The organism is Flavobacterium zhoui, from assembly GCF_042787235.1.
Lineage (GTDB): Bacteria > Bacteroidota > Bacteroidia > Flavobacteriales > Flavobacteriaceae > Flavobacterium > Flavobacterium zhoui.
On sequence record NZ_JBHZPY010000015.1, the window covers coordinates 40213 to 52624 of the forward strand.

Consider the following 12412-nt stretch of genomic DNA (forward strand, 5'->3'; position numbering starts at 1 on the left):
TGAAAAGCCGTCACATTTTTTTGTGACGGCTTTTCTTTAATAATTAAGGATTACTTCTAAACAACATCGTTGGACATTGGTTGTCGCTTATGCGACGATACAGCTGCGAGTTATCAATGCTTGACTTACAAAGCTGACCTTGAACGTTATCACACGATTCTACAGGTTGACAAGGTTGAGCAGCACCAATTACCTTTTTATAACCCGTTTCACTAGCTAGTACGGTTGCCTTTTTTTCCATCGCATTTGAGGATAAAGCACCAACTAATCCGAGAGCAACAAATGCTACCGGCATACCGAATTTAAAAATTTTAGTTTTCATAATCGTAAAAATTAAAAGTTTTGATCTACTCTTTTTTACAGGTTTTCGATCTTTTCCTGCTATTTGGCCAATAGATTGCTTAGTCGGGTTTACGACCGACTCTGTTTTTTATAATTAGTTGTAATTATGGGCTGTAGTTTGTAGCTTATAAGGTGATTTCCCACTAGGGCGTAAAGCTTATCACCATGTACTATTATATCACGTAACTTTTGTTTGTCGACATCGTAGACATAGAAGCTTTCGAGATAGCTATTTGAAGAGATATTATAGCTATCTACAACACTGGCTAGTTTCCACATTTCTAAGCTTTCATATCGACCGGGGATATTACTGTTTACAAAGAGTACATTACCATAAACAGCTGCATCTTTATTTACTAGCAACGGCTTTTTTGCAAATTTTCGCTCCCCACGTTTTTCTAGATCTACCAATTCAATATTTGAATGTGCGATCGTGTCTATTGTATTACCTCTATAATCTAAATTTAGTTTAGGATCGACGACGATAAATTCATTGCGATATGCATACAAGTAAATTATTCTGTTAATTTCATTACTATACATTAATGAGCCATCAGTATCGAATAGGCCATCAATCTGTTTTTGCAATAAATTATGATTTAATACTGTCTTTTCATTGGAGAGTAGATCAACTTTCCCTAATATACTTTCTCCACTACCCCGTTTTTGTACTCGAACTGCCAAAGAGGTTGAGTCAATAGCTTCTGCATAGGTAAAGTACTCAGAGCCACTTTTGTATAACTTAGCCTTCCAGTCCGAAATTTTACCCCTAAATATGCAAGGAACCGTTCCGTCATAAATATAAAAATAGGGGCCGTTTACTCTAATTGTCAGTGAACGAAATGGCAGGTCTATTTTGTCAAGCGTAATATTGTGTATCGTTGTTTTATTTAACGCTGTATCTACAACGGTCATTAATAACTGCGAGGTTGTATTTCCCAAGTAAACATGATCACCATCTGCCCCAGCAAAATAGTACGACCTTAATTTGAGGTTATAGTCCTTGATTTTGGTTGCAGGGGCACTTGATAAACGCCGCACAAATTTATTGTGATAACTATGGATATTTTCCGAGATTAAAAATAAAGCAATTACTATAATAATACCTGTCAATGCAGAACTGGACACCACAATTAATTTCCTTTTTATAGTGATAGATGGTGTTGGTTGCAACCACAATCCAATCAGTGCCAAGAAAACAAATCCTATGTTAAAAATCAAATGCTCGTGCCAATTCATTTTTTCTAAAATACCTCCACAAGAACAAGGAACAAATACGCTATGATTTAAAATAATATAGATGTAAGCTGTAAACATTAGCATTAACACGAAAGATGATACCAAGGCTGGATACCTAAACTTTGGTAAAACCAATAAGATGACAATTAAAAATTCAGCTGACGGAACCGCCCATGCTACTTGTTCGGCAAAAGAACTCAACAGCGGTGACTGTCCTAGTTGCTGTTTGAAATTTTCGAAATCAAGTACTTTGTTGGTCGCTGCATAAGTAAAAAGCAAAATAAAGAGCCAACTTATGAAATTTACTATAACACTTTTAATTTTTTCAGAAATTTTCATAAGTTGCTTTTTTAGTCTTGTAAAATTCTACAATATAAAAGTATAATGTTATGCAAATCAGAACTTTCGTTATCCAAAATAGAGTTGAAGCTGTTCAGTATTTAATTAGCTTCATTCGGGCTACGATCCACTTCACTCGGTGCATACTTAAATCTTTTTTTAAATGCTTTATAAAAGTTGAGGTAGGTATTAAAGCCATTCATTATTGCAATTTCTTTGAGTGGAATCTTTGTTTGCAGGATCATCAAATGTGCTCTTTTTAATCTTTCATCGTGGTAAAAATTATAAATACTTGTTTTGAAAAATTCACGAAATCCAAGTTTCAATTTGTATTCATTACAATCAAAAAGCACAGCTAATTCTTTAAGAGTAGGCAGTGGTTCTTCCAAGTGATTTAATATGTAATCATAAAGATTTTGCATGACGATAGCTTCGGATTGTCTTTCTGGATTTATTTTTATTACATACTTCGGGTCTGACAGCAATTCTTGCAATATCGTAGTAATTGAGTTTACTATTATTTTGTCACTGTAGCGCAGCCGTGAAATGGTGCAAAAAGCAGGAAGTAATTTATTATTACCCGTAACAAAAATAAGCTGAACGGTACTATGGTAATTGTCATCTAGTGAAGCTTCTTTCTTTTTTTGATTCCAAATACTGAAGGATTGTGGTGCGATAAATTTTCCAAAGTCTACCTGAAATAATTCTTCAGATTCATAGTATAGTGCTTGTAGAGCGTGTGCATTATAATTGCTGATAAGAAAGTTATCGTCTAAGATAAATGTTGTTTGTACTAAGTTTTGATAACTGTAATGAGGGTTAACGTAACCTGATTGGAGTAGTATATCATGCATTTCTCCAGCGAGTTTATTAAGCATTTCAGACATCTTGCCGACTTCGTCGTCTTGATCTGTTTTGATAATTCTAAAAGCGAGATTACCAGTTGCCATTTCAAAAAGCATTTGGTAAATCGCCTTTATGCGTTGTTGCATTTTTTGATTTTCCATTAGATTATATAGTGAGGAATTGAATGTGGAATATCAAGACAAGTGCTTGAAAAGACAGACAAAACTATATAATGTAATTTTTATTTGCTAAAAGTATAGTGTTCAATTCGGGAATTGAATAGGTGTTTTTTAGTAAACGGTTAGTTATTTTTTACTTTTATACTTAAAGAGTTATTCTTGATGCGTCGTATAATTGAGGTATGGAACAATAGTATTTATTGTAGTTTGGTTTTTAGGTCTTTACCTGAGATGGAATGTTTTTGAGTTTAGGAGGGATTATTATTATAGTGGTAGAGGGAATAGTGGGGGAAGGATGTGAGGTGTCCTATACCTATTAATTTATCTGAAGAAAGTTTTCTATGGTATTTTTTATTTGTGTTAAATATCACTAAAAGTGGGTATTGTGGATGCAACTTATTAAGCTTTTATTTACTAACAAGAAAATATACCTTGATATGTGGTAATACTTTAAAAGGGCATTACTTATTGATGTTATGTGCTAGTTGGGCACAATATCTCCTAAAAACACGAAAAATGAAACTTGACATACACGTACATACAAGGAAAATAAAATCAGGAGATGCTCCAACTCGTAATATTGAAACAGATAAATTCATTGATATTTTAAAAGATACAGATGTAAAAATTCTGGCTATCACAAATCATAATCATTTTGATTTAGTACAATATGAAGAATTTAGGGATGGCGTTTGTACAACTTGTCAAATATGGCCTGGTATTGAACTTGATATTCAAGAAAGCGGAAAAAAAAGAGCACATTTAATTGTTATTTGTAATCCTAAAAATCACATTGAATTTAATGTAAAAGTCAATGAAATTTTAGCAAGCAAAAATCCCGATACTTTTACAACAACACTACAGGAAACAGTTGAAAAATTTGACTCTCTTGACTGTATTTATATTGCACATTATTTTGTAAAAAAACCTGATCTTGGTGATGAAGAATTACAAATACTTACAGATTTAGTTTCTAATCCTAAAAGAATTCTAAAAGAATCTACTAATTCAATTTCCGCAGGAATATACATAAGTCACGGTCATAATTCTATTTATGGTTCAGATGTTCATAATTGGGATGACTATATTGAAATTGCTAAAACATTACCTGATTTACGTTTACCTGTCGAAAGTTTTGAACAGTTCTGTCTTTTACTTGAAAAAGATGAAGCAACCATAAATACTTTATTAAACAAAAAAGTAAAGGAAAATATTGAAATAACACCTTTTAAGAATCTAGCAGAAATTGTTCGACTAGATATTTATAATGATATTAATATTTTATTTGGTTCTAAAGGAACTGGTAAAACTGATATTTTAGAAGCGTTATCAAAATATTATAATGCTAAAGGTCATAAAACTACTGTTTACAAATCCAATGATTATCATTTAAATGATATTTTTGATATTAATGGCAATACATTCAATTGTGAAGTTTCTGACTTTGGAATAGATAAGTGTGAGGAAGTTATAAAATTTCTCAAAGAAGTAAGTGAAGAAGAAGTTACAAGTATGAACAAATATATGCTTCATTTTTCAGTTCAAGAGACAAATAAAATATCTCAAAAACTAAAAATAAAAAACATAAATCAAGAAGATGAAACCCTAACTCAAAGAAGTTTAACTGAAATAACAAATATTCTTTCTGAGTTTAAAGCATTTCGAAATTACGCTCACGAAACGGATGAACTTAAAGAATACATTCAAGATTCACTAATTGTAGAGTTAATTGAAGTAATTGAAAAAATAATTAATCAATTAAAAACTGAAACCGAGATAAAGATAATTGAAAACAAAAGTATTTATTTATTAAATGGTATAGTATCAACTTTTTTGGCAGAAATATCAAAAAAAACGGGACAACCACCAAAACCAACAAAAACAGGTTTCGCAGAATATTCTCGAAACCGAATGAAAATTGAGAGATCAGCAAAAAAAATTATTGAAAATATAAAAATACAAATAGATCCAATAGAGGAATATGTTGGTAGCCTTGGAGAGAAAGGACAACTACACTGCAAAACAAATCTAATTATTCAAAATGGTACTTTCACAGACGGTGACTTTTCTCCAGTAAAAAATGTAAACAAGACACCTCAAAAACACTTTGTAAATGCAGTAATTTCAATATCAAAACATATTCACTCAAGTGAATTATTTTTAAAAATATCTGAATTAAATGATATAGATCGTATTGAAACTATAAACTCATTGAGTGATCTTTTACAGAAGCAAAAACACTTTACACTTAACGGAAACTATTATAGTCCTTCAAATGGTGAATCTTCAATGATTCTCCTTCATATGGAATTGACTGAAGATAGAGACATTTATTTAATAGACGAACCCGAGAAAAGTTTAGGTAATGACTATATCAATGATGTCATCGTTCCTCTACTAAAAGAAAAGGCATTTCTTTGTAAAAAAGTTATTATAGCTACACACGATGCAAATATTGCAGTTAGAACTTTACCTTATAATTCGATATATAGATTGCATAAACAAGGGCAACACTTTACTTTAACTGGAAATCCGTTTTCAAATTCATTAAAGTGTATTTATAATTCAATGCCTGAATTAAATTGGAAAGAAATAAGTATGAAAACATTAGAAGGCGGTAAAGAAGCCTTTGGAGAAAGAGGAAAAATATATGGAAACTAAAAAGGCTACAATAAGAAGAGAAGAAACCAATACATTTTTGGTTTTAGAAGTTGGTGAAACTCCACTTGAAATAATTCTTACTGACGACAATCCAAATAACATCAAGCAAGTGTTCAATAGCTTATTGAAAGAATTAAAGAAAGGGATTTTTGAATTTAGTCTTGAAGATGAAGGGAAAGATCTATTTCAAAACATTTGTACTGAATATATAGTTCAACTAAATGTCGAAATTAAAGCAATTTATGATGAACTTGTAGATTATGAATTAACAGAAGAACAATAATACTGTGCCCAACAACTATTGAGCTAGCTGGAGTTTAGTGGAATTACCGTTTCGCATCAACTTTCTGGAAAGCCGAAAATTAAAAGGTTACGAAATTCCACAACAGAGCACAGGCATCTATACCGTTAGCTGCAACTCTAAAAAAAAAGTACGAAAAGAACATCATGGAAAAGTTTAAAGACCATATTTATGATTGGCTAATTGAATTAGAAGAAAATAAAGCAGCAATTTTTCTAAACGATTGTGAAATTGAAAACAATTATATAGACACTTTATTTTCAATGGATAGTGATATAGAGACTTATATGAGTGAAGTTATTGTAAATGTACCTTTAAAATTACATCGTAAACTTGCCGAATATAGTAAAGAAACTTCTGCAATTGAATCTGCAATTAGTGAATCTGCACAATCAAGTGGAAACTATATTCGAGATATTAGTTGGAGACCATATTTAAAAAATGAACATAATAAAGAATCCGAGAAAAAAACTGATGAAATAACAAAAATACTTACACACGAATATGTTCATATACAAATTAGGCTTATGAATAATTCTATTATAAATAATCCTCATTTGGCTTTAGGAATTTCGAAAGAACTTATTGAAACTTGCTGTAAACATATACTTAATGAAGAAGGTATAGAACTCAATAAAGAGTGGGATGTTGCAAAATTGGTAAAAGAAACAAATAAGCAAATCGATTTAATGCCTTTTCAAGTAGAAAATGTTGAATTAGCAAAATCATCAGTTGCAAAAATTTTAGGTGGCTTTTCAAATATTGTTCATGGAATAACCGAATTACGAAATTCATATGGAACTGGGCATGGACATTCTCCAGAATTTGTGAGTTTAGACAAAATTTATACAAAACTAGCAGTTGCAGCTTCTAGTGAATTGGCGATTTTTTATTTGAGCTTAAAACAACTGAAGGATCAAAAGAGCAGCAGCTAAGAGCTAAGTTTTCGTTGCGTGCGCAGCATGAACAATGAAAGCTGTGTTGAACGAAACCAGAGGTAGTTAAAAAGAAAAATAATTGTAGTTTAAATCCGGCATATTTACTTTCTAATAAATAAAAATCAATTTGTTCAGAGGTTTTTTAAACATACTGACGTTAACAGAAATATTACCAAACTATGAGACTGGATAACGAAGAACTCTACAATTTTGTAATAGGGAAAGAAATTTTAGCATTATATCATGCTAATACAGTAAGCACCTCAATAACTTACTTTCAAAATGGAGGATTGTTATCAAGAGGGGCTGTTGAAAATTTAGGTCTTTATCAAACCCATCAATCTTCTGATGACATTGATAAAGTATTAGGCGTATGGGATGATGTTTTTATAGATACTACCGATTTACATTCTTTTTTTAAAAGAGAAAATCATTATGGTCCAATACTTTTCGAGCTTGATAGAGAGTTAATCAAAGATAAATCTTTTGAAATATGGATTACAAAAAACAATCCAATTTATTGGAATAATGACACTCCAACTGAGGAAAGATATTTTCAAAATATTGACGAATTAAAAGAACTTTGGGATACTATACCGAGACAACGAAAAATGATAATTATTAGAAATAATTCAACACCTGTATTATTTAACTATGTAAGAAGAATAATAGTAGATGATCCAAAAGTTAGCATAACTGAAAAAGAACAAAAAACACATCTGTTTAATACAGTACAAAGAAAAATCAAAGAAATTATTACAGACACAAGTCCTTTAAACGGAAAATTTACCACCAGAACATGTGACTATTGTTATTGTACAAGCAATTATTTAAATCAACGTTCAGTAAATGAATTAAAAAGATTATTTTTATAAAAAATAAATTATGAGAAAAGATATAATATGTAACAATTGTGATTCTGAAATTGTAGTTATTGAAAATAAGTTATTTTTTTCAGAAGAAGAAAAGGCCACAAACATAATGTGTCCAATTTGCAATAATAAAATGTTAACTGAAAATACAGATGGATGGTTTTTTATTCAAACCAAAGAGCAATATAATTTTGGGGAACAAATTGAAGCTCAAAAAGAGAAAATCATTTTTAATGAAACATTATAAATACTTATGCTAACAGGAAGGGTTTCGTTGCGTGCGCAGCACGAACAATGAAACGTTGAACTATTCTAAACTCATTATGTGCTACATTAGGAAAGTAGAAATTCTAATTGGCATTTTTGATAATTTTATCATTGTTGCAGTTTAACATTTTGTTTCGTAAAACCATCATGTCCTCGCTCACTTTTTTATCCAATATCTTAGCATAGTGCTGTGTAGTTCTGATGTTTTTGTGTCCTAACATTTTGCTCACACTTTCAATGGGAACACCATTTGTGAGTGTTACAGTCGTCGCAAAAGTATGACGAGCAATATGGAAAGTTAATTCTTTTTCGATTTCACAAACGCCCGCTATTTCTTTTAAATAGGCATTCATTTTTTGATTGCTCAAAATAGGAAGTAGTTTGTTTTGATTATTGCATTCCGGATGGTCTTCATATTTATCAATAATCATTTGTGTTATTGGAAGAATTGGAATTTTTGAAGCGGATTCTGTTTTCTGGCGGTGGGTGAATATCCATTTCTCTCCGTCGATTCCAAGGCTTATATGCGACTTTGTTAGGTTTTTGACATCAATGTAGGCTAAGCCTGTAAAACAGCTGAAAAGGAAGATATCGCGCACTAGCGATAATCGTTCTGTTTTGAAATCTTTGTTGAGTATATTTTGGATTTCGTCTTCAGATAGATAGACTCTTTCTACTTCTTTGACTTTCGATTTGTAGTTGGCAAACGGGTTTCTTTCTATCCAATGGTTGGCCAGGCAAATCTTGATTATTTTGTTGAAGTTCTTGATGTATTTTACGGCAGTATTGTTGGCGCAATTGCGAACGCTTCTCAAGTAGAATTCATAATCGGTAATAAACGCATGATCTATTTTGTTAATGTCTATATCTGATACTTTGTATTTCCATTCCAGAAACTCTACCGTATGCTTCAAAGAAGTGTTGTAGCGTTCTAATGTTCCCGGGGCGTATTCTTTGCCTACTAATTCTTTTATTTTATTGTTGTGATCCTTGAAGATTGGGATAAGCATTCTTTGGCTGTCTTGGAGATCAAAAATTTCATTCTTTAGATTTTCAGAAGATATAATGATATCCTTTTTGTATAATTTTTTTTCAGCTTCTAAAATTTTAGATTTTAAATATTCAAGGTGACTGTTTATTGAACGAGTCTCTTCATTGTTTCCCTTGACCTTAGATCCTTCATTTGACCATTTCTCAGGATTAACAAATTTGTTGCTGCTAAATTCAAATCGTTTAGATTGTACTGTGACGCGAACGTAAATAGGGCAGATACCATCATTATTGACTTTTGATCGCTTTATATAAAAGAGAACGGATACGGCTGTGTTCATGGTTGGTGACCTTTTAGTTATTATTAAATTTAAACTTTGTAATACTTCCAAACAAGATGTTCAAATAGTGAAAAGGTATTTGGACAAATGTTGAACTGGTAACTTTTGAGATAGGTGTCACTTAAAAAAATAGATTTTCAGTGACACCTCAAAAGACACCTAAGTTTTGAGATTTAATGAATAATTTGATTTACCGCAAATGAAAAAACCCCTCTAAATCATAAGATTTAGAGGGGTTTGCTTCGTTTTGTATTTCTACTGGCGGAGAAAGAGGGATTCGAACCCCCGGACCTGTTACAGTCAACAGTTTTCAAGACTGCCGCATTCGACCGCTCTGCCATTTCTCCAGTATGTCGCTTTCATTACCTGATTGCGAGTGCAAATATAAGAACCTTTTTTGGTTATGCAAATGTATTTTTAGAAAAAATGCATCTATTTTTATTGCTATTTTTTAAATCTTTCATTTACTTGGCTTTAGAATAAAATTTTTTTAACAAAATAATTCAAAATGGGTTTAATATTTTACATATTCGGTTATTTCTAGCCCGTAACCTATCATTCCAACACGTTTGGTTTGCTCAGCATTCGATACTAATCTGATTTTTGAGATATCAATATCGTGTAATATTTGAGCTCCAATACCAAAATCTTTACTGTCGATAACAATTTTAGGTGCTTTCATTGTGCCTTCAGCCTGTAAATTCTTCAATTCAGAAATGCGACTGAGAAGATTTACGGATTGCATATCCTGATTGATGAAAATAACGGCACCTTTTCCTTGCTCGTTAATCACTTTAAACATATCATCAAGTTGCTGGTCGGCATTGTTTGTCAAAGTACCCAATAAATCATTATTAACCTGTGATGAATTTATTCGGGTTAAAATAGACTCGCCCAAATTCCAGGTTCCTTTAGTTAATGCAATATGTATTTGTTTATTGGTTGTTTGTTGATAAGCTCTTAATCTAAAAGTACCAAAGCGGGTTTCTAAATCAAAATCCTCTTTTTTGATAATTAAACTATCATGTTGCATTCTGTAGGCTACTAAATCTTCAATAGAAACTAATTTTAAATTGAATTTTTTTGCAACTTTAACCAATTGTGGTAATCGAGCCATGGAACCATCTTCGTTCATGATTTCTACAATCACGCCCGCCGATTTAAAACCTGCTAATCGAGCAAAATCAATAGCGGCTTCTGTATGGCCTGTCCTTCTTAATACGCCTCCTTGTTTAGCGATAAGGGGGAATATATGTCCTGGTCGCGCTAAATCATGTGGTTTGGTTTTCGAATCTACCAGCGATAAAATAGTTTTTGCCCTGTCGGCTGCTGATATTCCTGTTGTAACTCCATTTCCTCTTAAATCAACCGAAACCGTAAAAGCAGTTTCCATAGGATCTGTGTTATTACTAACCATAACATGCAAACCTAATTCTTTACAACGGCTTTCGGTCAATGGCGCACAAATTAATCCGCGTCCGTGTGTTGCCATGAAATTAATCATTTCAGGTGTTACTTTTTCGGCCGCAGCCAAAAAATCACCTTCGTTTTCTCGATCTTCATCATCAACAACTATAATAATTTTACCTTGTCGAATATCTTCAATGGCTTCTTCTATAGTGTTGAGTTGTATTTTATTTGTAACCATGATTGGTATTTATTTTTGAGATGGAAATATTTTTTTTACTAACTTTTGAAATGGAGCTAAAATAACATCCATGTTTATTAATCCGATATCATTTGTAGCTCGATAGGACAGAAGTACGGCTAAAGGTGTAAGAATAAATGAGGACATCCATGCGCCCATAAATGGAGACATGCTATTTTCCTGTGAAATTCTCTTACCAAAAGTATTTATAAAATGGAATGTAATGAATATCAGGACAGCAAAAATGATAGGGAGTCCTAATCCTCCTTTTCTGATGATGGCTCCTAAAGGTGCTCCAATAAAAAACATTAGAAAACAAGCATATGCGATTACAAATTTATCATAAAATGCCAATATGTGATTGTTTATGTTTTTTTGCTTCAGTCTAAATTCAGTATTGCTGGCATCAATTGAATATTTTGTGCTCGCTAGATTACTGATCGCTATGTCCAGTATTTTTGATTTCTGATCATTTGTATATAAGGATAATATATTATCCGGAAGTTTTTTATTTTTTTTGACTGGCTGTATCTTGTTGTCTTTTGGAATTCCAATTCGTTGATTTATATTTTCTGAAAATGAAATAACATCTGTTTTGAAGGTTTTATGGAGCGAATCCAGCGTGTAATTTAATTCACTAACATTTAACATCGTGTTGGTGTTAGCGATACTTTCATCATTAGGGTCCGTTTTATTCAATTTTGATAAGTCAATATTAATGATGTACTTTTTGAAGGTGCTTTTTGCAAAAGGCATTTTGCTGCGATCTTCATATTTTTTTGGAGTAATGTCTTCATAATAGTACCCATTATTCAACACTAATTGTAGAATACTGGACTTTTCATTGCTAATCAATAGGCCGTCTTTGGCTTTAATCACCGTTTTACTACCATCGCCAAAATCAGATTTTTTATGAATAGTAATTCCAGTAAGCGTGTTGCCATTCTCACCGGATTTTTTATTTACTTTAATATTATAATATCCAACATCACTAAATTGTCCTTCTGTTATTGCAAGAGCGGGCTTAGCCTGAGCTATGTTTTTTCTGAAATTGATGAACTTATATTCAGCAAATGGAATTACATTATTTGAAAAGAAAAAAGCGATAATACTCAACAATAGGATAAAAATAGTTAAACTTTGCATCGCTCTTTTTAGCGAAACACCAGCAGATTTCATTGCGGCTAATTCGTAATTTTCAGATAAATCACCAAAAGTCATTATAGATGCCAATAAAACAGACAATGGTAATACCAACGGAATAATTCTTGGCATCGAAAAAGCTAGAAATTTGATAATCATTGGAAAATCCAAATCTTTACCAGCCAATTCGGATATAAACAGCCAAATAGTTTGAAGTATAAATATGAAAAAAAGGATTACAAATACAGTAGTAAATGTAGTCAGAAATGTTTTTAATAAGTATTTGTCAAGAATTTTCACCTAAGA

At 31.8% G+C, this 12412-nt stretch carries 11 protein-coding genes and 1 tRNA gene; 5 read left to right on the plus strand and 7 right to left on the minus strand.

The features are described from left to right. Positions 1 to 43 precede the first annotated feature (43 nt). From ACFX5F_RS14855 to ACFX5F_RS14865, 3 genes are all read right to left on the minus strand, one after another. Positions 44 to 322, minus strand: coding sequence for a hypothetical protein (locus ACFX5F_RS14855; RefSeq protein ID WP_066076088.1), 279 nt, complete (start codon positions 320 to 322; stop codon positions 44 to 46). Positions 323 to 411: 89 nt separating this feature from the next. Then, positions 412 to 1920, minus strand: a complete 1509-nt coding sequence (locus ACFX5F_RS14860; protein WP_379852814.1) for a MauE/DoxX family redox-associated membrane protein — start codon at positions 1918 to 1920, stop codon at positions 412 to 414. 101 nt (positions 1921 to 2021) lie between these two features. Further along, on the minus strand, positions 2022 to 2927 hold the full coding sequence (locus ACFX5F_RS14865; RefSeq protein ID WP_379852815.1) for a helix-turn-helix transcriptional regulator: 906 nt from the start codon (positions 2925 to 2927) through the stop codon (positions 2022 to 2024). A 534-nt stretch (positions 2928 to 3461) separates the two neighbouring features. On the opposite strand from ACFX5F_RS14865, the gene ACFX5F_RS14870 reads away from it, so the two are divergent. From ACFX5F_RS14870 to ACFX5F_RS14890, 5 genes are all read left to right on the plus strand, one after another. After that, entirely contained in the window at positions 3462 to 5606 is a 2145-nt protein-coding gene (locus ACFX5F_RS14870) for a hypothetical protein (protein ID WP_379852816.1), read from the plus strand. Continuing rightward, complete coding sequence (locus tag ACFX5F_RS14875) at positions 5596 to 5889, plus strand: hypothetical protein (protein ID WP_126453253.1); 294 nt, start codon at positions 5596 to 5598, stop codon at positions 5887 to 5889. Before ACFX5F_RS14870 ends, ACFX5F_RS14875 begins: the two co-directional genes overlap by 11 nt. Before the next feature lie 164 nt (positions 5890 to 6053). Continuing rightward, entirely contained in the window at positions 6054 to 6842 is a 789-nt protein-coding gene (locus tag ACFX5F_RS14880) for an abortive infection family protein (RefSeq protein WP_379852817.1), read from the plus strand. Between the two features lie 182 nt (positions 6843 to 7024). Next, on the plus strand, positions 7025 to 7720 hold the full coding sequence (locus ACFX5F_RS14885; RefSeq protein WP_379852818.1) for a hypothetical protein: 696 nt from the start codon (positions 7025 to 7027) through the stop codon (positions 7718 to 7720). Positions 7721 to 7730: 10 nt separating this feature from the next. Further along, positions 7731 to 7964, plus strand: a complete 234-nt coding sequence (locus ACFX5F_RS14890; protein ID WP_379852819.1) for a hypothetical protein — start codon at positions 7731 to 7733, stop codon at positions 7962 to 7964. A 103-nt stretch (positions 7965 to 8067) separates the two neighbouring features. On the opposite strand, the gene ACFX5F_RS14895 is transcribed toward ACFX5F_RS14890, so the two are convergent. From ACFX5F_RS14895 to ACFX5F_RS14910, 4 genes are all read right to left on the minus strand, one after another. Next, entirely contained in the window at positions 8068 to 9315 is a 1248-nt protein-coding gene (locus ACFX5F_RS14895) for a site-specific integrase (RefSeq protein WP_379852820.1), read from the minus strand. A 259-nt stretch (positions 9316 to 9574) separates the two neighbouring features. Beyond that, positions 9575 to 9662 (minus strand) — tRNA-Ser (locus ACFX5F_RS14900). A gap of 167 nt (positions 9663 to 9829) precedes the next feature. After that, entirely contained in the window at positions 9830 to 10963 is a 1134-nt protein-coding gene (gene ribB / locus ACFX5F_RS14905; protein ID WP_379852821.1) for a 3,4-dihydroxy-2-butanone-4-phosphate synthase, read from the minus strand. A 9-nt stretch (positions 10964 to 10972) separates the two neighbouring features. Further along, on the minus strand, positions 10973 to 12406 hold the full coding sequence (locus ACFX5F_RS14910) for an LptF/LptG family permease (protein ID WP_379852822.1): 1434 nt from the start codon (positions 12404 to 12406) through the stop codon (positions 10973 to 10975). Between the last annotated feature and the right edge of the window lie 6 nt (positions 12407 to 12412).

Excerpts from the sequence above, each read along its gene's own strand:
- ACFX5F_RS14855 (WP_066076088.1), bottom strand. The coding sequence starts at position 322 with ATGAAAACTAAAATTTTTAAATTCGGTATGCCGGTAGCATTTGTTGCT.
- ACFX5F_RS14860 (WP_379852814.1), bottom strand. The coding sequence starts at position 1,920 with ATGAAAATTTCTGAAAAAATTAAAAGTGTTATAGTAAATTTCATAAGT.
- ACFX5F_RS14865 (WP_379852815.1), bottom strand. The coding sequence starts at position 2,927 with ATGGAAAATCAAAAAATGCAACAACGCATAAAGGCGATTTACCAAATG.
- ACFX5F_RS14870 (WP_379852816.1), top strand. The coding sequence starts at position 3,462 with ATGAAACTTGACATACACGTACATACAAGGAAAATAAAATCAGGAGAT.
- ACFX5F_RS14875 (WP_126453253.1), top strand. The coding sequence starts at position 5,596 with ATGGAAACTAAAAAGGCTACAATAAGAAGAGAAGAAACCAATACATTT.
- ACFX5F_RS14880 (WP_379852817.1), top strand. The coding sequence starts at position 6,054 with ATGGAAAAGTTTAAAGACCATATTTATGATTGGCTAATTGAATTAGAA.
- ACFX5F_RS14885 (WP_379852818.1), top strand. The coding sequence starts at position 7,025 with ATGAGACTGGATAACGAAGAACTCTACAATTTTGTAATAGGGAAAGAA.
- ACFX5F_RS14890 (WP_379852819.1), top strand. The coding sequence starts at position 7,731 with ATGAGAAAAGATATAATATGTAACAATTGTGATTCTGAAATTGTAGTT.
- ACFX5F_RS14895 (WP_379852820.1), bottom strand. The coding sequence starts at position 9,315 with ATGAACACAGCCGTATCCGTTCTCTTTTATATAAAGCGATCAAAAGTC.
- ribB (WP_379852821.1), bottom strand. The coding sequence starts at position 10,963 with ATGGTTACAAATAAAATACAACTCAACACTATAGAAGAAGCCATTGAA.